Source organism: Nissabacter archeti, from assembly GCF_018257325.1.
GTDB lineage: Bacteria > Pseudomonadota > Gammaproteobacteria > Enterobacterales > Enterobacteriaceae > Chimaeribacter > Chimaeribacter arupi.
Genome location: NZ_JAERKB010000006.1, coordinates 162,450 through 188,158, shown reverse-complemented (window position 1 = coordinate 188,158; position 25,709 = coordinate 162,450). Strand labels below are relative to the sequence as shown.

The 25,709-nt window shown below is 55.0% G+C and carries 23 protein-coding genes and 2 tRNA genes; 18 read left to right on the top strand and 7 right to left on the bottom strand.

Translation table 11 applies throughout. The annotated features are described in order from the left end of the window. Window positions 1–28: 28 nt before the first annotated feature. The 3 genes from pmrB to dacB are packed head-to-tail and all read right to left on the bottom strand — an operon-like array spanning window position 29 to window position 3,185. A complete protein-coding gene (gene pmrB / locus JK232_RS09810) occupies window positions 29–1,090 on the bottom strand; it encodes a two-component system sensor histidine kinase PmrB (RefSeq protein ID WP_212589110.1) in 1,062 nt (353 codons plus the stop codon). Further along, window positions 1,087–1,749: a two-component system response regulator PmrA gene (gene pmrA, locus JK232_RS09805; RefSeq protein ID WP_101828191.1), complete on the bottom strand. Its 663-nt coding sequence runs from the start codon at window positions 1,747–1,749 to the stop codon at window positions 1,087–1,089. The genes pmrB and pmrA overlap by 4 nt, the downstream gene beginning before the upstream one ends. A 2-nt stretch (window positions 1,750–1,751) precedes the next feature. Next, window positions 1,752–3,185, bottom strand: a complete 1,434-nt coding sequence (gene dacB, locus JK232_RS09800) for a serine-type D-Ala-D-Ala carboxypeptidase (protein ID WP_072927093.1) — start codon at window positions 3,183–3,185, stop codon at window positions 1,752–1,754. 259 nt (window positions 3,186–3,444) lie between these two features. Here dacB and greA point away from each other — a divergent pair, with 259 nt between their 5' ends. Continuing rightward, on the top strand, window positions 3,445–3,921 hold the full coding sequence (gene greA, locus JK232_RS09795; protein ID WP_072927095.1) for a transcription elongation factor GreA: 477 nt from the start codon (window positions 3,445–3,447) through the stop codon (window positions 3,919–3,921). 111 nt (window positions 3,922–4,032) lie between these two features. On the opposite strand, the gene yhbY is transcribed toward greA, so the two are convergent. Beyond that, window positions 4,033–4,326: a ribosome assembly RNA-binding protein YhbY gene (gene yhbY, locus JK232_RS09790; protein WP_072927097.1), complete on the bottom strand. Its 294-nt coding sequence runs from the start codon at window positions 4,324–4,326 to the stop codon at window positions 4,033–4,035. A 167-nt stretch (window positions 4,327–4,493) separates the two neighbouring features. Between yhbY and rlmE the strand changes: the two genes are divergently transcribed. The 17 genes from rlmE to JK232_RS09705 all read left to right on the top strand — a co-directional run bounded on the left by rlmE (window position 4,494) and on the right by JK232_RS09705 (window position 22,446). Beyond that, entirely contained in the window at window positions 4,494–5,123 is a 630-nt protein-coding gene (gene rlmE, locus JK232_RS09785; RefSeq protein WP_072927099.1) for a 23S rRNA (uridine(2552)-2'-O)-methyltransferase RlmE, read from the top strand. 56 nt (window positions 5,124–5,179) lie between these two features. Then, window positions 5,180–7,111, top strand: a complete 1,932-nt coding sequence (gene ftsH, locus JK232_RS09780) for an ATP-dependent zinc metalloprotease FtsH (protein ID WP_101828190.1) — start codon at window positions 5,180–5,182, stop codon at window positions 7,109–7,111. A gap of 101 nt (window positions 7,112–7,212) precedes the next feature. Next, a complete protein-coding gene (gene folP / locus JK232_RS09775) occupies window positions 7,213–8,046 on the top strand; it encodes a dihydropteroate synthase (protein WP_072927102.1) in 834 nt (277 codons plus the stop codon). A 9-nt stretch (window positions 8,047–8,055) separates the two neighbouring features. Beyond that, a complete protein-coding gene (gene glmM, locus JK232_RS09770) occupies window positions 8,056–9,393 on the top strand; it encodes a phosphoglucosamine mutase (protein ID WP_072927104.1) in 1,338 nt (445 codons plus the stop codon). A gap of 233 nt (window positions 9,394–9,626) precedes the next feature. Continuing rightward, window positions 9,627–9,959 carry a preprotein translocase subunit SecG gene (secG, locus tag JK232_RS09765; protein ID WP_072927106.1) on the top strand — a complete coding sequence of 111 codons (333 nt, stop codon included), beginning with the start codon at window positions 9,627–9,629 and terminating at the stop codon, window positions 9,957–9,959. Window positions 9,960–10,043: 84 nt separating this feature from the next. Next, window positions 10,044–10,130, top strand: a tRNA-Leu gene (locus JK232_RS09760). Window positions 10,131–10,189: 59 nt separating this feature from the next. After that, window positions 10,190–10,266: transfer RNA gene (locus JK232_RS09755), tRNA-Met, on the top strand. 212 nt (window positions 10,267–10,478) lie between these two features. After that, the gene (gene rimP, locus JK232_RS09750; protein WP_139300262.1) at window positions 10,479–10,931 is read left to right on the top strand and encodes a ribosome maturation factor RimP; all 453 of its coding nucleotides are present in this window, start codon (window positions 10,479–10,481) and stop codon (window positions 10,929–10,931) included. 21 nt (window positions 10,932–10,952) lie between these two features. Next, the gene (nusA, locus tag JK232_RS09745; protein ID WP_072927109.1) at window positions 10,953–12,440 is read left to right on the top strand and encodes a transcription termination factor NusA; all 1,488 of its coding nucleotides are present in this window, start codon (window positions 10,953–10,955) and stop codon (window positions 12,438–12,440) included. Between the two features lie 24 nt (window positions 12,441–12,464). Continuing rightward, window positions 12,465–15,152, top strand: a complete 2,688-nt coding sequence (gene infB / locus JK232_RS09740; protein WP_072927110.1) for a translation initiation factor IF-2 — start codon at window positions 12,465–12,467, stop codon at window positions 15,150–15,152. 69 nt (window positions 15,153–15,221) lie between these two features. After that, window positions 15,222–15,632: a 30S ribosome-binding factor RbfA gene (gene rbfA / locus JK232_RS09735; protein WP_072927112.1), complete on the top strand. Its 411-nt coding sequence runs from the start codon at window positions 15,222–15,224 to the stop codon at window positions 15,630–15,632. Further along, entirely contained in the window at window positions 15,632–16,576 is a 945-nt protein-coding gene (truB, locus tag JK232_RS09730; protein WP_212589109.1) for a tRNA pseudouridine(55) synthase TruB, read from the top strand. The genes rbfA and truB overlap by 1 nt, the downstream gene beginning before the upstream one ends. Window positions 16,577–16,696: 120 nt before the next feature. Beyond that, window positions 16,697–16,966: a 30S ribosomal protein S15 gene (rpsO, locus tag JK232_RS09725; RefSeq protein WP_072927115.1), complete on the top strand. Its 270-nt coding sequence runs from the start codon at window positions 16,697–16,699 to the stop codon at window positions 16,964–16,966. 256 nt (window positions 16,967–17,222) lie between these two features. Further along, complete coding sequence (pnp, locus tag JK232_RS09720; protein ID WP_072927389.1) at window positions 17,223–19,340, top strand: polyribonucleotide nucleotidyltransferase; 2,118 nt, start codon at window positions 17,223–17,225, stop codon at window positions 19,338–19,340. A gap of 128 nt (window positions 19,341–19,468) precedes the next feature. Beyond that, the gene (gene nlpI, locus JK232_RS09715; RefSeq protein ID WP_101828188.1) at window positions 19,469–20,353 is read left to right on the top strand and encodes a lipoprotein NlpI; all 885 of its coding nucleotides are present in this window, start codon (window positions 19,469–19,471) and stop codon (window positions 20,351–20,353) included. Between the two features lie 115 nt (window positions 20,354–20,468). Continuing rightward, a complete protein-coding gene (gene yrbN / locus JK232_RS23060; protein WP_101816386.1) occupies window positions 20,469–20,549 on the top strand; it encodes a protein YrbN in 81 nt (26 codons plus the stop codon). Beyond that, on the top strand, window positions 20,539–22,446 hold the full coding sequence (locus tag JK232_RS09705; protein WP_072927119.1) for a DEAD/DEAH family ATP-dependent RNA helicase: 1,908 nt from the start codon (window positions 20,539–20,541) through the stop codon (window positions 22,444–22,446). Before yrbN ends, JK232_RS09705 begins: the two co-directional genes overlap by 11 nt. A gap of 65 nt (window positions 22,447–22,511) precedes the next feature. On the opposite strand, the gene JK232_RS09700 is transcribed toward JK232_RS09705, so the two are convergent. From JK232_RS09700 to ubiU, 3 genes are all read right to left on the bottom strand, one after another. Continuing rightward, window positions 22,512–23,570, bottom strand: coding sequence for a luciferase-like monooxygenase (locus tag JK232_RS09700; RefSeq protein WP_101828187.1), 1,059 nt, complete (start codon window positions 23,568–23,570; stop codon window positions 22,512–22,514). A 156-nt stretch (window positions 23,571–23,726) separates the two neighbouring features. Then, complete coding sequence (locus tag JK232_RS09695) at window positions 23,727–24,611, bottom strand: U32 family peptidase (protein ID WP_212589108.1); 885 nt, start codon at window positions 24,609–24,611, stop codon at window positions 23,727–23,729. A 12-nt stretch (window positions 24,612–24,623) separates the two neighbouring features. Next, window positions 24,624–25,619 (bottom strand): ubiquinone anaerobic biosynthesis protein UbiU, encoded by a 996-nt coding sequence (gene ubiU / locus JK232_RS09690; protein WP_212589107.1) that lies wholly within the window; start codon window positions 25,617–25,619, stop codon window positions 24,624–24,626. Window positions 25,620–25,709 lie beyond the last annotated feature (90 nt).

The window sequence follows — 25,709 nt, the reverse complement described above, 5'->3', positions numbered from 1 at the left end:
GCAGCCTTTTTTATACGCATCTGAGCAATCAGGCTGGATCAAGCCGGGAAGGGAGCAGGCATTGGGCCGCCAAACCCCCTTTAGGCCGGTTTTGTAGCGTCAGGGTCGCCCGGTGAAGCTGGGCGATACGAATAACAATATTTAGCCCTAACCCGCTGCCGCCATAACGTTGATCCATCCGCGTAAAGGCCTTAGTCAGCTCACCCGCCAGATTTTCATCAATGCCCGGCCCTTCGTCGCTCACCGTCAGTTGCCATTGCGCCTGCTGTGCCAGACACGACACAGTGATGCGCGTCTGTTCAGGGCTGTAACGGTGCGCATTTTCCACCATGTTCCGTAACATCAGCCGCAGCAATACCGCATCCCCCTCCATCCAGGCCTGGGTTGGCATGTGCCATATCACCGTTTGCTGACGTTGCGCAGCCATCTCCTCCAACTCTTCGCGCAGGGGCAGGGCAACCTCTTCAACCCAGTTAATCCGCTGATAGTGGCCGCCGGCAAAGTTTTGCCCGGCCCGTGACAGCATGAGCAGCTGCTCAATGGTATGCATCAGCAGATCGAGACGTGCGATCAACACCCGGCTTTCAGTGATTCCCTTTTGCTCCATCAGCTCCAGATGAAGCCTGATGCCCGCCAGGGGCGTGCGTAATTCATGAGCTGCATCGGCCGTAAACAGGCGCTCTTGCTGAATAGTATTGGAGAGTCGCGCCAGAAGTTGATTAAGCGATGTCGTCACCGACACAATTTCCTGCATATCGCTATTAATCGGCAGGGGAGTCAGATTATCCGCAGAACGGTTCTGCAGACGCTGTTGCAGCTGATTCAGCGGGCGGATAATCCAGCTGATGGCCCAGAAGGAGAGCAGTAACGTGATGCCGAGCATAATCAGCGAGGGAGCCAGCAAGGAAGCCACTGCCTCGGCAATTTCCATTTCCACGTGCTGGTTGCGGACTTTAGCGGTCAGTGTAGTATCCACCAGCAGGCTAATCTGTTCCCGGCTCTCATGCCAGAGCCAGAAAACACTGATGAGTTGGGTGACCAGCAGAATTAACGCCAGCATTAACAATAAACGCCGACGCATACTGATCATGACTGGGCATCCAGCCGGTAACCAATACCGCGCACGGTACGGATGCGCTCTTTGCCCAGTTTGCGGCGCAGATTGTGGATATGCACTTCCAGAGTATTGGAGCCTAAATCATCCTGCCAGGTGTAGAGATCGTGTTGTAACAGCTCCCGGTTGACCGTGTGCCCTGCACGCAGCATCAACCGGGACAGAATGGCAAACTCTTTAGGCGTGATCTCCAGGGGTTTGTTATCCAGAGAAACCTGCTGAGTCGACAGATTAAGCGTGAGATTATCCACGGTCAGCAGATTATCGCTGTGCCCTTGATAGCGCCGCAACAGAGCGCGGACACGCGCCTGCAGTTCAGCCAGCGCGAAAGGCTTTATCAGGTAATCATCCGCGCCTGCATCCAGCCCCTCTACCCGATCCTCCATGGCATCACGCGCCGTCAGAATTAACACCGGCAGCGCCATGTTTTCACGCCGCCACTGACGCAACAGCGACGTGCCGTCGCGATCCGGCAGCCCCAGATCAAGAATAATTAAGCTGTACTGACTGGCAGGAAGATAACGGACTGCGTCGGCTGCACAGCTGACGCAGTCACACACGTAGCCCTGCGCAGAAAGCGCGGCCGAAAGGCCTTGTTGCAACAGTGCATCATCTTCAATGATCAGTAGTTTCATGCTCAGTTATTCTGGTAGATATCGCGATAGAGGCGGCTTTCAAACCTCACCAGCGGGGCGCGCCGTGTGCGCTGATCTTCCGGTGGAACTGCATAGCCGGACAGGTACTGCACAAAGGCCATCTTCTGGCCGCTGGCGGTGGTGATAAACCCGGCCAGGTTATATACACCCTGAAGCGCACCCGTCTTCGCCGACACTTTGCCGTCCACACCCGCCTCATGCAGGCCGCCGCGGTAACGCAGCGTGCCGTCATAACCGGCCAACGGTAACATCGCGATGAAATTCAGCTCGTTGTCATGCTGGGCGATGTATTGCAGTGCTTGCATCATGGTGGCAGGGGAGAGCAGGTTATGGCGCGATAAGCCGGAGCCATCCACAACGATGCTGTTGCCGAGGTCTACCCCGGCTTTTTGCCGCAAAATCTGACGGACAGCATCTGCCCCGGCGCGCCAGGTTCCCGGCACGCCAAAGCGCTCATGGCCGATAGTCCGGAACACCGTATCGGCGATCATATTGTCGGACTTTTTCAGCATGATTTTCAGCAAATCATGCAACGGCAGGGATTGCGTCTGCGCCAGGACTGTTCCGGCCGGGGTTTGCTGTGTCTGGCGTTTCAATGTGCCGCCAATCTGGATCCCGGCATCCTGAAGCTCGTCTTTGAGGATGGCCCCCGCGTAAGCGGCCCCATCCTGGATAGCGAACGCCAGCGGCAGCGGGTCAGCACGTTGGGTCAGACAGCCGGTCAGCGTGAAACGGTTAAGTTCACCCGGCACCACATCCAGTTCGCAATATTGCGCATCCGGCGAGCCTTTTGCCAGCGTACGTACCTGGCTGAACATATGCACCGGGTAGTAGGAAGCTACCCGGATAAAGGCGATATCATCAGGCTTTGGGGCGCTGTAAAGCGAAACTGAAAAACAGTTGCGGTCAACAATCGCGGCAGCCGGCGGAGCGCTGAAGCACTGGGTGATGTCATTCCACGGCCAGCCCGGCGCTTTGTCATGGCTGGCAAACACGGAGGTATCCACAATCACATCACCGGTGATTTCACGAATACCCTGCTTTTTCAGCGCCGCAACCATATTGCGCAGGTTTTGCCGTTTAAAGGTTGGGTCGCCGTCGAAACGCGCCACCAGGTTGCCGCGCAATACGCCATCTGCGATCGTCGCGCTGCTCTCAAACGTCGTATTGAAGCGGAAATCCGGCCCCAGTTGCAGCAACGCGGCCAATGCCGTCAGCACTTTTTGGGTACTGGCCGGTAACGCCATGTGCTGGCCGTGATAATCAATGGCGGGCGTCGTTGAGCCTACTTTTTGAACCAGCAGTGCCAGGTTGGCACCATCAGGCAGGTATTGCGTGTAATCTTCGACCGGCGCAGCATGGGCAGACAACATAAATGCGCAGGTTAATCCGCTGACAATTCGTGAAAAACGCATAATTTTGGGGCAACAGATGGATAATGTGCCGTCATACTACGGTGCAAAGCAGGAAAAAGTAAACGATGACCCATAATGAACTCTACGTTAAAATGCGTATCAAAATGCAAAACCAATCCTGACCCGGCTATCACTGCCGGTCAGGATTCTTTTGTTTCTCGCCTGGAAGCGAAAGGGCCACGCCGGTCCTGCGCATTTTCATCCGAACACGTCAGGAAGGCGGATTTTTAATCAGGATAGAAGTAGAGGTAGTGTAACTATGAAACAGATTCCGATGACGTTGCGTGGCGCAGAGAAGTTGCGCGAAGAGCTTGATTACCTTAAGAGTGTGCGTCGCCCGAAAATTATCGCTGATATTGCTGATGCGCGTGAGCACGGCGACCTGAAAGAGAATGCTGAATATCATGCCGCCCGTGAGCAACAGGGCTTTTGTGAAGGGCGTATTCAGGAGATCGAGGCAAAACTGTCTAACGCTCAGGTGATCGATATCACAAAAATGCCAAATAATGGCCGGGTGATTTTCGGTGCCACCGTGAAGGTCCTGAACCTGGATACGGATGAAGAACAATCTTACCGGATCGTAGGGGATGATGAAGCTGACTTTAAGCAGAACCTCATTTCGGTAAACTCCCCGATTGCCCGCGGCCTGATTGGCAAAGAGCAGGATGATGTGGTGGTGATCAACACGCCGGGCGGCGACGTGGAATATGAAATTTTGCACGTTGATTATCTTTAACGCTGTCCGGAAGGTTACAATCCCGCTACATTTGTAAAGATAAGAAAAAGGCCGCATGCGGCCTTTTATCAGAGCAGTGCACATGGCACCTTTTCAGTAAACGTGGGAAGCTTAACGCGGTAAACTGATTTTTCGGTCGTCGGACGGACGATAGAGAACCAGAATATTCCCGATAACTTGCACGTTAGCCGCGCCAGTTTCACGCACAATCGCATCAACGATCAAAGTTTTGGTTTCGCGCTCTTCAGCAGCGATCTTCACTTTAATCAGTTCATGATGCGCAAGCGCCTGCTCGATCTCGGCCAGCACCCCTTCGGTGAGCCCGTTATTACCCAGCATAACGACCGGTTTTAACGGATGCGCCAGGCCTTTCAGGTGCTGTTTTTGTTTGTTATTCAGATTCATCGTATTTTTTGCTTAGGTTGGGATTGAAAACGGGTCATTCTACCGCCATCTCAGGTTTATCACCAACCCGGTATCTGCCTCTCCGCCGCTGCCGAGCGCTAAGCAATCAATCGTATGTCTCTAAGGGCCTGTAAAACAGGCTTAAAATCAGGATAGTTGGAAAACCGATGACCAATAAAAAGCGTTCTGCCAGCTCCAGTCGCTGGTTACAGGAACACTTTAGCGATAAATATGTCCTGCAGGCACAGAAAAAAGGGCTACGCTCACGTGCCTGGTTTAAACTTGATGAGATACAACAAAGCGACAAACTCTTCAAACCGGGCATGACCGTCGTGGATTTAGGCGCGGCACCGGGTGGCTGGTCACAGTATGTGGTCAGCCAGATTGGCGGAAGCGGGCGCATTATTGCCTGTGACCTTTTACCGATGGATCCTATTGTTGGCGTTGATTTCCTTCAGGGGGATTTTCGTGATCCAATAGTGTTGGATGCGCTGCTGCAACGCGTAGGCGACAAGAAAGTTCAGGTGGTCATGTCCGATATGGCCCCGAATATGAGTGGTACTCCGGCTGTCGATATTCCTAAATCGATGTATCTGGTTGAATTAGCGCTGGATATGTGTCGTGATGTACTGGCGCCAGGGGGTAGTTTCCTGGTGAAGGTGTTTCAGGGGGATGGGTTTGACGCATACCTGCGCGAAATCCGCTCTCTGTTTACGAAGGTTAAGATTCGTAAGCCAGACGCTTCCCGGGCAAGGTCGCGGGAAGTGTACATCGTAGCGACAGGGCGCAAACTGTAGTACCCTAACGCTGTTTGTTAACACAGTTGTAATATGAGGTTAATCCCTTGAGTGACATGGCGAAAAACCTAATTCTCTGGTTGGTCATCGCAGTTGTGCTGATGTCTGTGTTCCAGAGCTTTGGGCCCAGCGAGTCGAATGGCCGTAGGGTAGATTATTCTACCTTCATGTCCGAATTGACCCAAGACCAGATTCGTGAAGCACGTATCAACGGACGTGAGATCAACGTTACCAAGAAAGACAGTAACCGATACACGACTTATCTCCCGGTTAACGATCCAAAATTACTGGATACCCTGTTAACGAAAAATGTGAAAGTGGTTGGTGAACCGCCGGAAGAACCGAGTTTGCTGGCTTCTATCTTTATCTCCTGGTTCCCGATGCTGTTGCTGATTGGGGTCTGGATCTTCTTCATGCGGCAGATGCAGGGCGGTGGCGGCAAAGGTGCCATGTCCTTTGGCAAGAGTAAGGCCCGCATGTTGACCGAAGACCAGATTAAAACCACTTTCTCTGATGTTGCCGGCTGCGACGAAGCGAAAGAAGAGGTCAGCGAGCTGGTCGATTACCTGCGCGAGCCGAGCCGTTTCCAGAAGCTGGGCGGTAAAATTCCAAAAGGGGTCCTGATGGTAGGCCCGCCGGGGACCGGTAAAACCTTGCTGGCGAAAGCCATTGCAGGCGAAGCCAAAGTGCCGTTCTTTACCATTTCCGGTTCTGACTTTGTTGAAATGTTCGTGGGTGTGGGTGCGTCCCGTGTCCGTGACATGTTTGAGCAGGCGAAGAAAGCGGCACCTTGCATCATCTTTATCGATGAAATTGATGCCGTGGGTCGCCAGCGTGGTGCAGGCCTGGGCGGCGGCCATGATGAGCGTGAGCAGACGCTGAACCAGATGCTGGTTGAGATGGATGGCTTCGAAGGGAATGAAGGTATCATCGTGATTGCCGCGACCAACCGTCCTGACGTACTGGACCCTGCGTTACTGCGTCCGGGCCGTTTCGACCGTCAGGTCGTGGTCGGCCTGCCGGATGTACGCGGCCGTGAACAGATCCTGAAAGTTCACATGCGCCGTGTGCCGCTGTCACCGGACATTGATGCTTCTGTGATTGCACGTGGTACCCCAGGCTTCTCAGGGGCGGATTTGGCTAACCTGGTCAACGAAGCTGCACTGTTTGCCGCCCGCGGCAGCAAACGTGTGGTGTCGATGGTTGAGTTCGAGAAAGCCAAAGACAAAATCATGATGGGTGCTGAGCGCCGCTCTATGGTGATGACCGAGTCGCAGAAAGAGTCCACGGCGTACCATGAGGCTGGGCACGCGATCATTGGCCGTCTGGTTCCTGAGCATGACCCGGTACACAAAGTGACGATCATCCCGCGCGGCCGTGCTCTGGGTGTGACCTTCTTCCTGCCGGAAGGGGATGCAATCAGCGCCAGCCGTCAGAAACTGGAGAGCCAGATTTCTACGCTTTACGGCGGCCGTCTGGCAGAAGAGATCATTTACGGGCCGGAAAAAGTGTCTACCGGTGCGTCAAATGACATCAAAGTTGCGACGTCGATTGCACGTAACATGGTGACCCAATGGGGCTTCTCTGAGAAGCTGGGGCCATTGCTGTACGCGGAAGAAGAGGGCGAGGTGTTCCTGGGCCGTTCCGTGGCCAAAGCCAAGCACATGTCTGACGAAACGGCACGCATCATTGACCAGGAAGTGAAATCCCTGATTGAACGCAACTACGTGCGTGCACGTTCGCTGCTGATGGAAAACATGGACATCCTGCACTCAATGAAGGACGCCCTGATGAAGTATGAAACCATCGACGCGCCGCAGATTGATGACCTGATGAACCGTAAAGATGTGCGTCCGCCGGCAGGTTGGGATGACGCGGTGAAAAACAATTCGAATGATGGCGGCTCCCCTAAAGCGCCAACACCGGTTGATGACCCGCGCACAGCAAACCCCGGTAACACCATGTCTGAGCAGCTGGGCGACAAATAAGTTTCACGCCTGCCTGAAATGCTGTTTGCTACATACTAACCCCGGGCTCGCCCGGGGTTTTTTATTGTCTGTTATATATGCTACACGGTGGAGAACAACCTATGCAGCTGACTGCGGGAAGCCGCTCACTTAACCTGCTTTACCCGCAGGTAATGGGCATCTTGAATGTCACGCCTGATTCTTTTTCAGATGGCGGTAAACACAACACCATTGATCGCGCGTTGCGTCATGCTCAAACCATGATTGAAGCGGGTGCCACGCTGATAGACGTAGGCGGTGAATCCACCCGGCCAGGCGCTGCAGAAGTCAGTGAGCAAGAGGAGCTGGATCGGGTTATCCCGGTGGTTGAAGCTCTGACCCGCTATTTTGATGTGTGGATTTCCGTTGATACCTCAAAACCTGCGGTGATAACCGCCAGTGCGGCGGCAGGGGCCGATCTGATTAACGATATCCGCTCTTTGCAGGAGCCTGGTGCGCTGGAAGCTGCAGCAGGCACGGGCTTGCCGGTGTGCCTGATGCATATGCAGGGCCAGCCTTCTACCATGCAACAAGCGCCGCACTATGATGATTTAATGGGAGATGTCTTCGCCTTCTTCCGTCATCATATTGCCCGCTGTGAGCAGGCAGGGATCGGCAAGGAAAAATTGGTGCTCGACCCAGGCTTTGGTTTCGGTAAGAATTTGTCGCACAACTATCAGTTACTGAACCGTTTGTCCGAGCTGCATCAATTTGATTTGCCGCTCCTGGTAGGGATGTCGCGTAAATCGATGGTGGGGCAGCTGTTAAATATTCCTCCAGAACAACGTGTTTCCGGCAGTGTTGCCTGTGCAGTGATTGCCGCCATGAAAGGCGCCAAAATTATCCGGGTGCATGATGTCAAAGAAACGGTTGAGGCAATGCGCGTGGTTGAAGCAACACTTTATGCGAAGGATTAAAAAGAGATTATGAGTAACCGTAAATACTTTGGCACTGATGGAATTCGTGGGAAGGTCGGGCAGACCCCTATCACACCTGATTTTGTCCTGAAGCTTGGCTGGGCAGCCGGCAAAGTCCTGGCGCGCAATGGCTCCCGGAAAGTCATCATCGGAAAAGATACGCGTATTTCAGGCTATATGCTGGAGTCCGCGCTTGAGGCCGGCCTGGCTGCCGCAGGGCTTTCAGCGGCCTTCACCGGGCCGATGCCAACCCCGGCGGTTGCCTACCTGACCCGCACCTTCCGGGCCGAGGCGGGGATTGTAATCTCGGCGTCCCACAACCCGTTTTATGACAACGGTATAAAATTCTTCTCGATCGATGGCGCAAAACTGCCGGATGAAGTGGAAGAAGCCATTGAAGCGGAAATGGAAAAACCGCTGACCTGTGTAGAATCCAGTGAGCTGGGTAAAGCCAGCCGCATCGTTGATGCCGCAGGCCGTTACATTGAATTTTGCAAAGGGACGTTCCCCAGCGAATTGAGCCTGAGCGGGCTGAAGATCGTGGTGGACTGTGCCAATGGTGCAACCTACCACATCGCGCCAAGTGTGCTGCGTGAGCTGGGTGCCAAAGTCATCGCCATTGGCTGTGAGCCGGATGGCATGAATATCAACGAAAAATGCGGCGCAACAGATGTGCGTGAGCTGCAAAAACGTGTTGTGGCTGAAAAGGCGGATGTCGGGCTGGCGCTGGATGGTGACGGCGACCGCGTGATGATGGTGGATCATCAGGGTAACACCGTAGACGGTGACCAGATCCTGTACATCATTGCACGGGAAGGGCTTCGTCAGGGCCAATTGCGTGGCGGTGCTGTCGGTACCTTGATGAGCAACATGGGGCTGGAGCTGGCATTGAAACAGCTGGGCATTCCTTTTGCGCGTGCCAAAGTGGGCGACCGCTATGTGCTGGAAAAAATGCAGGAGAAGGGCTGGCGCATTGGCGCTGAAAACTCCGGGCATGTCATCCTGCTGGACAAAACCACGACCGGGGACGGCATCGTAGCAGGTTTGCAAGTGCTTACTGCGATGGTGCGTAACCACATGAGCCTGCATGATCTGTGCAGCGGGATGAAACTGCTGCCGCAGATTCTGGTTAACGTGCGTTTTGCCGGGGAAAATGATCCGCTGCAGTCTCCTGAAGTGATGAAAGTTACTGAGGAAGTGGAAAAACAACTGGCAGGTAAGGGCCGCGTTCTGTTGCGTAAATCGGGCACTGAACCCCTGATCCGCGTGATGGTGGAAGGGGAGGATGCCATTTTGGTTGAATCCCTGGCGAACCGTATTGCCGATGCGGTGAAAGCCGCTGGCTGACAGCCGGTTTTTGCCGGCCTGCGCACGTCGCACGGCCGGCAAATGGCTGTAATTTATTCTGGTCTGGCGCTTTTTTCCGCAATCAAACCAGATATAAAAAATTGCCCTTGCGCGTGGTGCTCCCTTTGGTTAGTATTCACACCCGCTTCAGTAGGTGAGTGAGTTAGCCTGACCTGCTTGATTGGTGCGAAGCAATTGGCATGCGGTGAACCCGCAAGGATACAGGTACGTTTATGTACGAAGCTCTTCTGGTTATTTTCCTGATCGTGGCGTTAGGGCTTGTAGCTCTGATTATGCTGCAACAAGGTAAAGGTGCGGATATGGGCGCTTCTTTCGGAGCAGGTGGTTCAGCCACTCTCTTCGGTTCAAGCGGCTCCGGTAACTTCATGACCCGCATGACGGCGATTCTGGCAACACTGTTTTTCGTCATCAGCCTGATCCTGGGCAACCTGAGCAGTAACCAAAGCCATAAAGGCAGTGAGTGGGAAAACCTGGGTCAGCCAGTAAAATCTGAGCAGACAACTGCACCGGCAGCACCGGCTCAGAACAGTGACCTGCCGCAGTAAGCGACAGGTGACAAACAGTAGTAAACGCTTTTCAAATAACGGTTAATGCGCCTAAGCAGCAAAGACGGTTGTTTAAAAAAAAGTGCCGAGGTGGTGGAATTGGTAGACACGCTACCTTGAGGTGGTAGTGCCCGCATGGGCTTACGGGTTCAAGTCCCGTCCTCGGTACCAATCCTTTTATTGATTTGCATTTTCGCAAATTTCGGCGTAGTATTCGCCACGTTTTCGGACGCGGGGTGGAGCAGCTTGGTAGCTCGTCGGGCTCATAACCCGAAGGTCGTCGGTTCAAATCCGGCCCCCGCAACCACTTTCCCTTAAAGTCTTTTTTCAAATATACTGTGAATGAATCGACAGTGTTTTCAGGGCAATTTGAAAAAATTCTTGCCAGAAAGTGCACCGAAGCCGCACTGCGGCAAATAGGGTCCAGTCACAAAAAGCCCCGATTTATCGGGGTTTTTTGTTATTTGACAACAGAATCACTGGGCTATTAAGCCCTTTTTTTATGTCTTGGGGGTGGGCTTGTCCACATTAGAGCAAAAATTGACAGAGATGATTACCGCGCCGGTAGAAGCGTTAGGCTATGAACTGGTCGGTATCGAATTCATCCGTAGTCGCCAATCAACGCTACGCATCTATATTGATAGTGAAGACGGCATCAATGTCGACGATTGTGCTGATGTAAGCCATCAGGTGAGCGCAGTGCTTGATGTTGAAGACCCCATCACTGTGGCTTACAACCTGGAAGTCTCCTCTCCGGGCCTTGATCGTCCTATGTTCACCGCTGAACACTATACCCGTTATCTTGGTGAAGAAGTCAGCATTGTCCTGCGTATGGCAATGCAAAACCGTCGCAAATGGCAGGGTATTATCAAGGCTGTCGATGGTGAGATGATCACGGTGACTGTGGATGGGAAAGATGAAGTGTTCGCGCTGAGTAACATCCAGAAAGCGAACCTGGTACCCCACTTTTAAAGTTAGGATGAGGCAACTAGGATGAATAAAGAGATTCTGGCTGTTGTAGAAGCAGTTTCGAACGAAAAAGCCCTCCCGCGGGAAAAAATTTTTGAAGCACTGGAAACTGCACTGTCTACGGCGACAAAGAAAAAATACGAGCAAGAAATTGACGTACGCGTCAGCATTGATCGTAAAACCGGTGATTTCGACACCTTCCGCCGCTGGCTGGTTGTTGAAGAAGTTACCCAGCCTACGCGTGAAATTACCCGTGAAGCTGCCCAGTTTGAAGATCCGTCTATTGATGTAGGCGGCTATATTGAAGATCAGATTGAATCTGTCACCTTCGACCGCATTACCACCCAGACCGCTAAACAGGTTATCGTACAGAAAGTCCGCGAAGCGGAACGTGCGATGGTGGTTGACCAGTTCCGCGAGCAGGAAGGCGAAATCGTCACCGGCGTTGTGAAGAAAGTTAACCGTGACAGCATCTCTCTGGACCTGGGCAATAATGCGGAAGCGGTCATTCTGCGTGAAGATATGCTGCCGCGTGAGAACTTCCGTCCGGGTGACCGCATCCGTGGCGTGTTGTATGCCGTTCGCCCGGAAGCACGCGGCGCGCAGCTGTTCGTCAGCCGCTCACGTCCGGAAATGCTGATTGAGTTGTTCCGCATTGAAGTGCCGGAAATCGGCGAAGAAGTGATCGAGATTAAAGCGGCAGCCCGCGATCCGGGTTCCCGTGCAAAAATCGCTGTGAAGACCAATGACAAGCGCATCGATCCGGTGGGTGCTTGCGTCGGTATGCGTGGCGCACGCGTTCAGGCCGTTTCCAGTGAACTGGGCGGTGAGCGCATTGATATCGTGTTGTGGGATGACAATCCGGCACAATTCGTCATTAACGCGATGGCGCCGGCGGATGTGGCGTCAATTGTGGTTGACGAAGATCGACACACGATGGATATCGCTGTTGAAGCCAGTAATCTGGCTCAGGCGATCGGCCGTAACGGCCAGAACGTACGTTTGGCATCTCAGCTCAGTGGCTGGGAACTGAACGTCATGACAGCAGATGACTTGCAAGCCAAACATCAGGCTGAAGCACATGCTGCTATCGATACCTTCACTAAACACCTCGATATTGACGAAGACTTCGCGACAGTCCTGGTGGAAGAAGGTTTCTCTACGCTTGAAGAATTGGCCTATGTGCCGATGAAAGAACTTCTGGAAATCGACGGTCTGGACGAAGATACAGTCGAAGCGCTGCGCGAACGCGCCAAAGCTGCACTGACCACCCTGGCACTGGCACAGGAAGAGAGTCTGGGCGATAAGCAACCCGCAGACGATCTGCTGAACCTGGCTGGTCTGGAACGCAGCATGGCATTTAAACTGGCTGCGCGTGGGGTTTGTACGCTGGAAGATCTTGCCGAGCAGGGTGTTGACGACCTGTCAGATATTGAAGGGCTTGACGATACGCAAGCCGGCGAGCTGATCATGGCCGCACGTAATATCTGCTGGTTCGGCGACAATGCGTAATAAACTGTAGCAGGAAGGAACAGCATGACAGATGTAACCGTAAAATCATTGGCCGCAGAGATCCAAACGTCGGTTGATCGCCTGGTACAGCAGTTTGCTGATGCAGGGATCAATAAATCCGAAGCGGACTCTGTGACCCAGCACGAGAAAGAGACATTACTGGCGCATCTGAACCGTGATAACAGCGGTGCGTCAAATAAACTGACATTGCAACGCAAAACGCGTAGTACCCTGAATATTCCGAGCACCGGCGGTAAAAGTAAATCGGTGCAAATTGAGGTCCGCAAGAAACGCACTTATGTTAAACGCGACACGTCCGAGGCTGAACAGGCTCAGGCTGAAGCGGAAGAGCAAGCACGGCGCGAAGCGGAAGAGCAGGCACGACGCCTGGCAGAAGAGCAAGCTCAACGTGAAGCCGCTGAGAAAGCGAAGCGTGTAGCCGATGAGCAAGCCAAACGTGAGGCCGCTGAAAAAGCGAAGCGTGACGCAGCGGAAAAAGAAAAAGTGACTAACCAACATACCGACGAAATGACCAAGCCAGCTCAGACAGAAAAAGCACGACGCGAGGCTGAGGCCGCCGAACTGAAACGCAAAGCAGAAGACGAAGCGCGCCGCAAGGTTGAAGAAAATGCCCGTCTCGTTGCAGAAGAAGCCCGTAAAATGGCGGATTCCGGCGTATGGACTGAAACGGCAGAGCCGACTGAGTCCGAGTCTGCTGACTATCATGTCACCACGTCTCACCATGCCCGCGAAGCGGAAGACGAGAACGATCGTCAGGTTGAAGGCGAGCGCCGCAGCCGTGTCCGTACCAGCAAATCCACCAAGCAAAAGAAAGGCAGCAAGCTGTCTGAATCCAAAGCTGACCGTGAAGAGGCCCGCGCCGTTACCCGTGGCGGTAAAGGTAAGCGTAAGCCAAGCACCCTGCAGCAGGGCTTCAACAAGCCGGCTCAGGCCGTGAACCGCGATGTGGTGATCGGTGAGACGCTGACGGTAGCAGAACTGGCTAACAAGATGGCGGTCAAAGGTTCTCAGGTCATCAAAGCGATGATGAAACTGGGCGCGATGGCTACCATCAACCAGGTTATCGATCAGGAAACCGCACAGCTGGTTGCTGAAGAGATGGGCCACAAAGTTATCCTGCGTCGTGAGAACGAGCTGGAAGAAGCGGTAATGAGTGACCGTGACACCGGTGCCGGTGCAGAATCGCGCGCGCCTGTTGTGACCATCATGGGCCACGTTGACCACGGTAAAACCTCTCTGCTCGACTACATCCGCTCCACGAAAGTGGCGGCAGGCGAAGCAGGCGGCATTACCCAGCACATCGGTGCTTATCATGTTGAGACTGAAAACGGCATGATCACCTTCCTGGATACCCCAGGCCACGCCGCGTTTACCGCAATGCGTGCCCGTGGTGCCCAGGCGACCGATATCGTTGTTCTGGTCGTGGCTGCCGATGACGGCGTGATGCCGCAGACGATTGAAGCTATCCAGCACGCCAAAGCGGCCAATGTGCCGATTGTGGTGGCGGTGAACAAAATCGACAAACCAGAATCCGATCCGGACCGTGTTAAGCACGAACTCTCCCAGTACGGTGTTATGCCGGAAGAGTGGGGCGGTGAATCCCAGTTCATGCACGTTTCCGCCAAAGCGGGTACCGGCATTGATGAGCTGCTGGACGCCATCCTGCTGCAGGCTGAAGTTCTGGAGCTGAAAGCAATCCGTAACGGCATGGCAAGCGGTGTGGTTATCGAATCCTTCCTGGACAAAGGCCGTGGCCCGGTTGCAACGGTACTGGTACGTGAAGGTACCCTGAACAAGGGCGATATCGTGCTGTGTGGCTTTGAATATGGCCGTGTGCGTGCGATGCGTGATGAGCTGGGCCGTGAGATTAACTCTGCGGGTCCGTCTATCCCGGTTGAAATCCTAGGTCTGTCCGGCGTGCCGGCAGCAGGTGATGAAGCCACCGTAGTGCGTGACGAGAAGAAAGCCCGTGAAGTGGCGCTCTATCGTCAGGGCAAATTCCGCGAAGTCAAACTGGCACGTCAGCAGAAGTCTAAGCTGGAAAACATGTTTGCCAACATGACCGAAGGCGAAGTGTCCGAACTGAACATCGTCTTCAAAGCGGACGTTCAGGGCTCTGTAGAAGCGATTGCCGACTCCCTGATGAAGCTCTCCACCAACGAAGTGAAGGTGAAGATTGTTGGCTCCGGCGTAGGTGGTATCACCGAAACCGACGCAACCCTGGCGGCTGCATCCAACGCTATCGTGATCGGCTTCAACGTGCGTGCTGATGCCTCTGCCCGTCGCGTTATCGAGTCTGAAAGCCTCGACCTGCGTTACTACTCCGTGATCTATGACCTGATCGACGAAGTGAAACAGGCGATGAGCGGTATGCTGGCACCGGAATACAAACAACAGATCATCGGCCTGGCCGAAGTGCGTGACGTGTTCAAATCGCCGAAGTTTGGTGCGATTGCCGGTTGTATGGTTACCGAAGGTATCATCAAGCGCCACAGCCCAATCCGTGTACTGCGTGAAAACGTGGTTATCTATGAAGGCGAGCTGGAATCCCTGCGCCGCTTCAAAGATGACGTCAGCGAAGTGCGTAACGGCATGGAATGTGGTATCGGCGTGAAGAACTATAATGACGTTCGTACCGGCGACATGATCGAAGTCTTCGAAACCATCGAGATCCAACGCACCATCGCTTAATCACAGCGACACTCTGCTTAGATCCAATTGGGGGGCCTTGCGCCCCCCGCTTTGTCTGGAGAATCCCTTATGGCAAAAGAATTTAGCCGCACTCAGCGCGTCTCTCAGGAGATGCAGAAAGAGATTGCTATCATTTTGCAGCGTGAAGTTAAAGATCCGCGCATTGGTATGGCGACTGTTTCAGGCGTCGAAGTGTCCCGCGATCTGGCCTACGCCAAAGTCTTCGTCACGTTCCTGGATGTGCTGGCAGAAAATCACGATCCTGATCGTGTGGTGACCGGTATCAAAGCGTTGCAAGACGCCTCAGGTTTTATCCGTACCTTAGTGGGTAAAGCGATGCGCCTGCGCGTGGTGCCGGAGCTGACATTCGCTTACGACAACTCTCTGGTTGAAGGTATGCGTATGTCCAACCTGGTGACCAATGTTGTGAAGAATGACGCTGAGCGCCGTTCTGCCGCAGGCGATAACGAGGAAGAATAATGGGACGTCCTCGCCGTCGCGGGCGCGATATTCACGGCATCCTGCTGCTGGACAAACCGCAGGGTCTCTCGTCCAATGATGCCCTGCAAAAAGTAAAGCGCATTTATAATGCCAACCGGGCGGGGCATACCGGTGCACTGGACCCGCTGGCCACCGGCATGTTGCCGGTTTGCCTGGGTGAAGCCACCAAATTTTCCCAGTTCCTGCTCGATTCCGATAAGCGCTACCGGGTGATCGCACGCCTGGGGCAGCGCACGGATACTTCCGATGCAGACGGCCAGATCATCTCTGAGCGTGAGGTGGCGTTTACCGCTGCCCAGTTGGAGACGGCACTGGAGAGTTTCCGCGGTGCCACCAAGCAGGTGCCGTCAATGTATTCCGCGCTCAAGCATCAGGGTAAACCGCTGTATGAGTACGCGCGCCAGGGTATTGAGGTTCCGCGCGAAGCCCGCGATATCACGGTGTATGAACTTCAGTTTATCCGCCATGAAGGGCTGGAGCTGGAGCTGGAAATTCACTGCTCCAAAGGCACCTACATCCGTACCATCATTGATGACCTGGGTGAGCAGCTGGGATGCGGCGCGCACGTTATCTTCCTGCGCCGTGTGCAGGTCGCGACCTATCCGGTTGCCCGCATGGTGACCCTGGAGCAATTGAACAGTTTGCTTGAACAGTGTGATGCCGAAGGGCGTACCCCGTCAGAGGTGCTGGATCCGCTGCTGATGCCGATGGACAGTGCCGTACAGCACTTCCCGGAAGTGAATCTGCCGCTCGTGGTGGCAGGCTACGTCAAGCAGGGGCAGCCGGTTCAGGCCGCGCAGGCACCGGCACAAGGGATGGTTCGCATCACGGAAGGGGAAGAACACCACTTTATCGGCGTCGGCGAAATCGCGGATGACGGACGTGTTGCGCCCCGCCGTCTGGTGGTAGAAAACCCTGTCTGAGGCGCTGCTGCTCATCTTGCGAATACCCAAGGCAAAGAGTAGAATGGCGCAGCTTATGCATTGGGTTGCTGAATTAGAGATCGGCACCTGTTTTTTTTATCTATAATCTGGAGTATTACCATGTCTCTAAGCGTTGAAGCTAAGGCACAGATCGTAGCCGACTACGGTCGCGGTGCAAACGATAGCGGCTCTACCGAAGTTCAGGTAGCTCTGCTGACCGCTCAGATCAACCACCTGCAAGGTCACTTTGCAGAGCACAAAAAAGATCACCACAGCCGTCGTGGTCTGCTGCGTATGGTTTCTCAGCGTCGTAAGCTGCTCGACTACCTGAAGCGTAAAGATGTTGCACGTTACACCAGCCTGATTGAACGTCTGGGTCTGCGTCGCTAAGTCTGCGAGTTTCAGTGTAAAGGGGCCAAATTTGGCCCCTTTATTCTAGGAAGCAACACAAGAACGCAGTATGGTAATGGGTGTTGTTTCTAAAGAGGATCTTCCGCTACAGAGGTTCGCGCGGCTAATGAGAGGCTTTGTCTTTCAGTGGAAAAGATAAGGATTGTCATTAGTCGCGAGGATGTAATGTGAAGGTCGGTAAGTTACTGACACGACGCCGCCAATGCGGTGCTGTGTCTTAAAGAAGGATATGATTTTGCTTAATCCGATCGTACGCAAATTCCAATACGGCCAGCACACCGTAACGCTGGAAACCGGCATGATGGCCCGCCAGGCGACTGCCGCTGTGATGGTAAGCATGGACGACACCGCGGTTTTCGTTACCGTCGTCGGTGCCAAAAAAGCGAAGCCGGGCCAGGACTTCTTCCCGCTGACTGTTAACTATCAAGAACGTACCTATGCGGCAGGCCGCATCCCGGGCAGTTTCTTCCGTCGTGAAGGCCGCCCGAGCGAAGGCGAAACCCTGACCTCCCGCCTGATTGACCGCCCAATCCGTCCTCTGTTCCCAGACGGCTTCCTGAACGAAGTTCAGGTCATCGCGACCGTAGTGTCTGTTAACCCACAGGTTAACCCGGATATCGTGGCGATGATTGGCGCGTCTGCTGCACTGAGCCTGTCCGGCATTCCGTTCAATGGCCCGATTGGTGCTGCGCGCGTTGGTTACATCAATGACCAGTACGTGCTGAACCCGACTGCGGATGAACTCAAGCAAAGCAAACTGGACCTGGTAGTTGCCGGGACCCAGGGTGCCGTGCTGATGGTGGAATCCGAGGCGCAGCTGCTGAGCGAAGATCAGATGCTGGGTGCTGTGGTCTTTGGCCATGAGCAACAGCAAGTGGTTATCGAGAACATCAATTCTCTGGTCGCTGAAGCCGGTAAACCAAAATGGAACTGGCAGCCGGAGCCGGTGAACGAAGCCCTGCACACCCGTGTGGCAGAACTGGCTGAGTCCCGCCTGGGCGATGCTTACCGCATCACTGACAAACAAGCGCGTTATGCGCAGGTTGACGCCATTAAAGCGGACGTCAGCGCTGCCCTGCTGGCACAAGATGAATCGCTGGATGACGGCGAAATCATGGATGTGTTGGGTCACATTGAGAAAAATGTGGTGCGCAGCCGCGTATTGCGTGGTGAGCCGCGTATCGACGGCCGTGAAAAAGACATGATCCGTGGTCTGGACGTCCGTACCGGCGTGCTGCCGCGTACCCACGGTTCCGCACTGTTCACCCGTGGTGAGACGCAGGCGCTGGTTACCGCGACGCTGGGTACTGCACGTGATGCGCAGAACCTTGATGAGCTGATGGGCGAGCGTACCGATAACTTCCTGTTCCACTATAACTTCCCTCCGTACTCGGTCGGGGAAACAGGCATGGTAGGTTCACCGAAACGTCGTGAAATCGGCCATGGTCGTCTGGCGAAGCGCGGTGTGCTGGCTGTCATGCCGGAAGCTGATGCGTTCCCGTACACCGTGCGTGTGGTGTCTGAAATCACGGAGTCCAACGGTTCCTCCTCTATGGCGTCCGTATGTGGTGCCTCCCTGGCGCTGATGGATGCCGGCGTGCCGATCAAGGCCGCTGTAGCAGGTATCGCGATGGGTCTGGTGAAAGAGGGCGAGAACTTTGTCGTGCTGTCTGACATCCTGGGTGACGAAGACCACCTCGGTGACATGGACTTCAAAGTAGCCGGTAGCCGCGAAGGTATCACTGCTCTGCAGATGGATATCAAAATCGAAGGCATCACCCGTGAAATCATGCAGGTGGCACTGAACCAGGCCAAGGGTGCGCGTCTGCACATCCTGGGTGTGATGGAACAGGCGATCAGCACGCCGCGTGGTGACATCTCTGAGTTCGCTCCGCGCATCCACACCATCAAAATCAATCCTGATAAGATCAAGGATGTGATTGGTAAAGGCGGCTCTGTTATCCGTGCGTTGACGGAAGAGACCGGCACCACCATCGAAATCGAAGATGACGGTACCGTTAAAATTGCCGCAACAGATGGTGACAAAGCCAAATACGCGATTCGCCGTATCGAAGAGATCACCGCTGAAATCGAAGTAGGCCGCATCTATCAGGGCAAAGTGACCCGTATCGTTGATTTCGGTGCCTTCGTGGCTATCGGCGGCGGTAAAGAAGGGCTGGTTCATATTTCTCAGATCGCTGACAAGCGCGTTGAGAAAGTGACCGACTACCTGGAAATGGGTCAGGAAGTCCCGGTTAAGGTACTGGAAGTTGATCGCCAGGGCCGTGTGCGTCTGAGCATTAAAGAAGCAACGACGCCAACTCCGGAAGCGGCTGCACCCGCAGCAGAATAACTGTTAAAGCAGTTTTACAGCGCCTTGCCGGTGGCAGGGCGCTGTTCGTATCGCGAGGGCAGGACGCCTTTGTGTTAAGCAAGCGGATGACAGGACGATCATCCAATGTTTGTCTTCGGGAGTGGGAAATGAAGCCTTTCTTGCGCTGGTGTTATGTTGCGACAGCACTTATGCTGGCAGGATGCAGCAACCATGATTGGCGTAAAGACGACGTTCTGGCGATTCCTTTGCAGCCTACGCTGCAGCAGGAAGTCATTCTGGCACGCATGGAACAAATCCTTGCCAGCCGGGCATTGACAGATGATGAGCGTGCGCAGTTGTTATATGAGCGTGGAGTGCTGTATGATAGCCTTGGATTACGGGCGTTAGCGCGAAACGACTTTTCACAGGCGCTGGCGATTCGTCCCGACATGCCGGAAGTTTTCAACTACCTGGGCATTTACTTAACGCAGGCAGGCAACTTTGATGCTGCCTATGAAGCGTTTGATTCTGTATTAGAGCTTGATCCAACTTACAATTACGCGCGTTTAAACAGGGGCATCGCACTGTATTACGGTGGCCGGTACCGCCTGGCGCAGGATGATCTGCAGGCGTTTTATCAAGACGACCCAAATGATCCCTTCCGTTCGTTGTGGCTTTATTTGGTGGAACGAGAAATCGACCCCAAAGAGGCTGACGTGTTGCTGGAACAGCGTCACGACAAAGCGGACAGAGGGCAATGGGGATGGAATATTGTCGAATTCTACCTGGGCAAAATCAGCGAAGACACGCTGATGGACCGCCTGAAGGCAGATGCAACGGATAACACTTCGCTCGCTGAGCATCTCAGTGAAACTGACTTCTATTTAGGTAAACACTACCTGAGTCTGGGGGACAAGAGCAGCGCTTCGGCACTGTTCAAGCTGACGGTGGCTAACAATGTTCATAACTTTGTTGAGCACCGCTACGCATTGTTGGAATTGGCGCTTTTGGGCCAAGAGCAAGACGACCTATCAGAATCGGACCAGCAATAGCTGACGGACCTATCAGCCTGATTTACCTTGGTTTTCCACCAACGTCAATCGCCTTAACGGGCGAGGCTTTTTTGTTCGTTTATTAAATTTATTTTGAGCCGGTTCACACTTTTCAATGAAAATGACTGAAAATTTTCTCGACGAGTTACGTAGACTGGCCGCCATCTCATATGAGGCACGTGTACATGACTACTGAGTTTGAAACCTCTTTTGCTGACCTGGGGCTGTCTGCTCCGATCATTTCCGCCCTGACTGACCTGGGCTATGAAAAACCGTCACCGATCCAGGCTGAGTGTATTCCTCACCTGTTGAACGGCCGCGATGTGCTGGGCATGGCACAGACCGGTAGCGGTAAAACTGCAGCGTTCTCGCTGCCGCTGCTGCACAACCTGAAAGCCGATCTGAAAGCACCTCAGATCCTGGTATTGGCACCGACCCGTGAGCTGGCGGTTCAGGTTGCTGAAGCAATGACCGATTTCTCTAAACACATGCATGGCGTCAACGTGGTTGCCCTGTATGGCGGCCAGCGTTATGACGTACAGCTGCGCGCCCTGCGTCAAGGCCCGCAGATTGTAGTAGGGACTCCAGGCCGTCTGCTGGACCACCTGAAACGCGGTACGCTGGACCTCTCCAACCTGAGCGGTCTGGTACTGGATGAAGCTGACGAAATGTTGCGTATGGGCTTCATCGAAGACGTTGAAACCATCATGGCGCAGATCCCGGCTGACCATCAGACCGCCCTGTTCTCTGCCACCATGCCGGAAGCGATTCGTCGTATTACCCGTCGTTTCATGAACGACCCGCAGGAAGTGCGCATTCAGTCGAGCCTGACGACCCGTCCTGACATCAGCCAGAGCTACTGGACTGTGTCTGGTATGCGTAAAAATGAAGCGCTGGTACGTTTCCTGGAAGCGGAAGATTTTGATGCGGCGATCATCTTCGTACGTACCAAAAACGCGACCCTGGAAGTGGCAGAAGCGCTGGAGCGCAATGGCTATAACAGTGCTGCCCTGAACGGCGACATGAACCAGGCTCTGCGTGAGCAGACTCTGGAGCGCCTGAAAGATGGTCGTCTGGACATCCTGATTGCTACCGACGTAGCGGCCCGTGGCCTGGACGTTGAGCGCATCAGCCTGGTTGTGAACTACGATATCCCGATGGATTCTGAATCCTACGTGCACCGTATCGGCCGTACCGGCCGTGCAGGCCGTGCGGGTCGTGCGCTGCTGTTCGTGGAAAACCGCGAACGCCGTCTGCTGCGCAATATCGAGCGCACCATGAAGCTGACCATTCCTGAAGTAGAGCTGCCGAACGCAGAACTGCTGGGTCAACGTCGTCTGGCTAAATTTGCTGCGAAAGTGCAGCAACAGCTGGAAAGCAGCGATCTGGACCTGTACCGTGGTCTGCTGGCTAAACTGCAACCGGAAGAAGAGCTGGAAATCGAAACCCTGGCCGCAGCACTGTTGAAAATGGCCCAGGGCGAACGTCCGCTGATTCTGCCGCCGGAGCCGGCTTTCAAAGCGCGTCCGCGCCGCGAGTTCAACGATCGTGACGATCGTCGTGGTGACCGTGCCGATCGTGGCGATCGCCGTGATGCACGTGATGGTGACCGTCCGCGCCGTGAGCGTCGTGACGTGGGCGACATGGAGCTGTACCGCATTGAAGTGGGCCGCGATGACGGCGTTGAAGTTCGTCACATCGTGGGCGCGATCGCCAACGAAGGCGACATCAGCAGCCGTTACATCGGTAACATCAAGCTGTTTGCTACCCACTCCACCATTGAGCTGCCGAAAGGGATGCCGGGCGATCTGCTGTCGCATTTCACCCGCACCCGTATTCTCAACAAGCCGCTGAACATGCAGCTGTTGGGTGATGCACAGCCGCAACCACGCCGTGAGCGTCGTGAAGGTGGTGCACCGGCAGGTGATCGCCGTGAAGGCGGCCGTGGCCGTTCCTTTGGCGGCGGTGAGCGTCGTGAAGGCGGTGCCCGTCCTCCGCGTCCGTTCAACGGTGAACGTCGTGAAGGCGGCGAGCGTCGTCCGGCAGGTAACCGTGACGGCCAGCGCACCCCACGTCGTTTTGGCGATGCATAATTAATTGCCAGTGATATAAAAAAACCAGCCTCCGGGCTGGTTTTTTTTGCCTGCTATTCACGGCCTCAGCCGATGCGCGGTTCTTTCACCAAATCCTGCTGCACCTCTGACACAATTTCAAATGAGCGCAGACGTGCCTGATGATCGTAGATCTGGCCGTTAATCATCAGCTCATCCGCCTGGGTTTCGCGCAGCAACGCCTGAAGGCCGTGGCGGATACTCTTCTTATCGCCGACCACTGACATCCGCAGTGACTGCTCAACGCCAAAACGCTCCGCCGGAGACCAGAGGCTGTCGATGTCATCCACCGGCGGCGGCAGCGGGCCGGGGTGGCCGCGACGCAGGTTGATAAACTGCTGCTGGTTCGATGTAAACATACGGTGTGCTTCTTCTGAAGTGTCGGCCGCAATCGCATTCACACAGACCATCGCATACGGCGCAGGCCAGCGTTCTGACGGCTTATAGTTTTTGCGGTACAACGCCAGTGCCTGATAAAGCATGTCCGGGGCGAAGTGTGAGGCAAAGGCAAACGGCAGGCCGAGCGCGGCGGCCAGCTGCGCGCTGTAAAGGCTGGAGCCAAGCAGCCAGATCGGCACATGCAGCCCTTGGCCCGGCACTGCCCGTACAGGCTGGCCGGGCTGGGCATCAGCAAAATAGTGCTGTAATTCCTGCACATCTTGCGGGAAATTGTCCACTTCACCGGAAAGATGGCGGCGCAAGGCGATCATGGTGCGCTGGTCTGTACCCGGCGCACGGCCCAGCCCCAGATCGATACGATCGGGGTAGAGCGTGGCCAGCGTGCCGAACTGTTCGGCAATCACCAGCGGGGAATGGTTAGGCAGCATGACGCCGCCGGAGCCAAGGCGGATGGTTTTCGTGCCGCCGGCAAGGTGGCCAATCAGTACGGAAGTTGCGGCACTGGCGATGCCGGTCATGTTGTGATGCTCGGCCAGCCAATAGCGCTGATAGCCCCATTTTTCAGCATGTTGTGCCAGCTCAAGGGAGTGGCGGAAGGCATCGGCCGGACCCAGGCCTTGCGGCACCGGTGCCAGGTCCAGCACCGACAGAGGAACGGTTTGCGGCTGGGAGGCCGTTTGTTGGGATACTGTCGTTGATTGAGACATAGTCATTACCCACGGTTTATACAGTGGCGAAATAGCTCGCCAACTAATCATAACCCTGAGTATTACGCATCCCGCAGTTCTTGCCTAAGGGGAATGTGCGCTATTGGCCCGCCCCAGGAAAGTGGGCGGGCTTCCTCATCCGGGCAGCCGCACCGGTTACGGCTGCGCGACCTGCGCCAGCCCGGCGATCCGGTGCCAGTAACCATTGCATTCAGGCTGTGTCGCAACAGTCATCGGCGCGTTTCCTTGCTCATTCGCCTTGAAGCGCGACAGCATCTCCAGATCGTCAATGGATGAGGGAGAAAGCCGGACAATGTCCACCAGGCCCGCCATGCCGGCCAGCGCATTGCCCAGGTTGTAGCAGTAACCGCTTTGCGTCTGAATACCGTTCAGGACGAAAACCTGCTGTTGCTCCTGCGAATGCACGACCCGCCCGGTCGGGTAACGAATGCAGCAGGTTTCGCACTCATCCTTGGCGCGGTTCTCTGAGCGTGCGGTAAAGCAGCGGGCAGAATAGGCGAGCGGCAGATGGCCGTAGCCCAGCACCTCGACCTCGAATTTACCGCGCAGCCCCAGCGTCTCGCACTGCGCCAGCAATGCGGCCAGCCAGTCGCGCGAAAGCTCGACCGGCATACACCAGCGCACCATGCCTTGCCGGTGCAAAATGCGCAGGGTATAGGCGTTGTAACAGTTCAGCGCATGGCCGGCCACAAACGGCAGATGCTGTTCCGCCGCCATATTGACGGCCGACAGGTCGTTGGCCTCCAGTAAAAACTCCCCGTTCTCAACATAACGCCGCACCTCGTTCAGTTCTGAAGGGGCCTGCACCAGCGCCAGGGTAGAGATCACGCATTGCTTGCCTGCGGCTGCCAGCATACGTGCCAGGGCCAGCCAGTCAGTGGCTTTCATCGCCCGGCGCTTGCTGCATACCGTCTCCCCCAGGTAGATGATGTCCGCGCTGCTCTCTGCCGCCGCCTGGTAAAACGCCTCCACATTCTCTTTTGGCCAGTAGTATTGCACTGCACCCAATGAGTATTTCATGTCCCTTATCCTCTATTGCCATTTACGGTGATAGGCACCCAGCGTGGTTTGTGTGCCTTCCGACAAACCGCCCAGTGCTGTCATCCAGGCGGGGTGCGGCTCAAAGGCGTTGGGATCGGCTTTACACAGGTCGATAGCCTGCCGCCAGATGCGCGTCACCTCGCTGACATACGCCGGGCTGCGCTGACGCCCTTCAATTTTCACCGACGCAATATTAGCCGCCATCAACGCCGGTAACAGGGCCAGCGTATTCAGGCTGGTGGGTTCCTCCAGCGCGTGGTAGAGCTCATCCCCGACGTGATAACGGCCTTTGCAGAGCGTCGGATAGCCGGCGTTTTCGCCACGGGCATAACGGTCAATCAGCACGTCATTCAACCGGGATTCCATCCCCTGTGGCGTTTGCTGCCAGCGCACAAAGCGGGCCGGTGAACAGACGCCGACCGTGTTGGGCGACTCCCCGGTCAGGTAAGAGGAGAGATAACAGCGCCCCTCCGCCATAATGCACAGGCTGCCAAAGGCAAAGACTTCGAGCGGCACCGGGCTGCTGCGTGCCAGTTGGTTAACCTGATGCATGGAAAGCACCCGCGGCAGTACCACCCGGCTGACAGCGAAATTCCGGTGATAGAACGCGATGGCTTGCTCATTGGTGGCGGACGCCTGCACAGAGACATGGCGTTCCAGGTGGGGGTAACGCTGGGCGGCGTACTCCAGCATCGCTAAATCAGCAAGGATCAGGGCATCCGCGCCGGACTGGGCCGCCATATCCACGGCGCGCTGCCAGCGTTCAAAGCCTGTGGGATGGGCAAAGGTGTTGATGGCAATATGCAGTTTGCGGTGATGGCGGTGGACAATGCCCACCGCTTCCTGCAGTTTCTTCTCAGTGAAGTTAAGCCCGGCAAAATGGCGGGCGTTTGTATCATCTTTCAGGCCGATGTAAACCGCATCCGCGCCCTGTTCGATCGCAGCTTTCAGCGCTGGCAGATTGCCAGCAGGGCAAAGTAACTCCATAGTATATTCCCGGCAGAGCCACCCATCATGGGTGATGACATAACAGCCGGCGATTTTAGGCAACCCGGCAGGCTGAAGTATTGATTTGAG

What these genes read in the sequence shown, in the direction of transcription:
- pmrB (WP_212589110.1), bottom strand. Translation starts at nt 1,090, where the DNA reads ATGATCAGTATGCGTCGGCGTTTATTGTTAATGCTGGCGTTAATTCTG.
- pmrA (WP_101828191.1), bottom strand. Translation starts at nt 1,749, where the DNA reads ATGAAACTACTGATCATTGAAGATGATGCACTGTTGCAACAAGGCCTT.
- dacB (WP_072927093.1), bottom strand. Translation starts at nt 3,185, where the DNA reads ATGCGTTTTTCACGAATTGTCAGCGGATTAACCTGCGCATTTATGTTG.
- greA (WP_072927095.1), top strand. Translation starts at nt 3,445, where the DNA reads ATGAAACAGATTCCGATGACGTTGCGTGGCGCAGAGAAGTTGCGCGAA.
- yhbY (WP_072927097.1), bottom strand. Translation starts at nt 4,326, where the DNA reads ATGAATCTGAATAACAAACAAAAACAGCACCTGAAAGGCCTGGCGCAT.
- rlmE (WP_072927099.1), top strand. Translation starts at nt 4,494, where the DNA reads ATGACCAATAAAAAGCGTTCTGCCAGCTCCAGTCGCTGGTTACAGGAA.
- ftsH (WP_101828190.1), top strand. Translation starts at nt 5,180, where the DNA reads ATGGCGAAAAACCTAATTCTCTGGTTGGTCATCGCAGTTGTGCTGATG.
- folP (WP_072927102.1), top strand. Translation starts at nt 7,213, where the DNA reads ATGCAGCTGACTGCGGGAAGCCGCTCACTTAACCTGCTTTACCCGCAG.
- glmM (WP_072927104.1), top strand. Translation starts at nt 8,056, where the DNA reads ATGAGTAACCGTAAATACTTTGGCACTGATGGAATTCGTGGGAAGGTC.
- secG (WP_072927106.1), top strand. Translation starts at nt 9,627, where the DNA reads ATGTACGAAGCTCTTCTGGTTATTTTCCTGATCGTGGCGTTAGGGCTT.
- nusA (WP_072927109.1), top strand. Translation starts at nt 10,953, where the DNA reads ATGAATAAAGAGATTCTGGCTGTTGTAGAAGCAGTTTCGAACGAAAAA.
- infB (WP_072927110.1), top strand. Translation starts at nt 12,465, where the DNA reads ATGACAGATGTAACCGTAAAATCATTGGCCGCAGAGATCCAAACGTCG.
- rbfA (WP_072927112.1), top strand. Translation starts at nt 15,222, where the DNA reads ATGGCAAAAGAATTTAGCCGCACTCAGCGCGTCTCTCAGGAGATGCAG.
- truB (WP_212589109.1), top strand. Translation starts at nt 15,632, where the DNA reads ATGGGACGTCCTCGCCGTCGCGGGCGCGATATTCACGGCATCCTGCTG.
- rpsO (WP_072927115.1), top strand. Translation starts at nt 16,697, where the DNA reads ATGTCTCTAAGCGTTGAAGCTAAGGCACAGATCGTAGCCGACTACGGT.
- nlpI (WP_101828188.1), top strand. Translation starts at nt 19,469, where the DNA reads ATGAAGCCTTTCTTGCGCTGGTGTTATGTTGCGACAGCACTTATGCTG.
- yrbN (WP_101816386.1), top strand. Translation starts at nt 20,469, where the DNA reads ATGAAAATGACTGAAAATTTTCTCGACGAGTTACGTAGACTGGCCGCC.
- JK232_RS09705 (WP_072927119.1), top strand. Translation starts at nt 20,539, where the DNA reads ATGACTACTGAGTTTGAAACCTCTTTTGCTGACCTGGGGCTGTCTGCT.
- JK232_RS09700 (WP_101828187.1), bottom strand. Translation starts at nt 23,570, where the DNA reads ATGTCTCAATCAACGACAGTATCCCAACAAACGGCCTCCCAGCCGCAA.
- JK232_RS09695 (WP_212589108.1), bottom strand. Translation starts at nt 24,611, where the DNA reads ATGAAATACTCATTGGGTGCAGTGCAATACTACTGGCCAAAAGAGAAT.
- ubiU (WP_212589107.1), bottom strand. Translation starts at nt 25,619, where the DNA reads ATGGAGTTACTTTGCCCTGCTGGCAATCTGCCAGCGCTGAAAGCTGCG.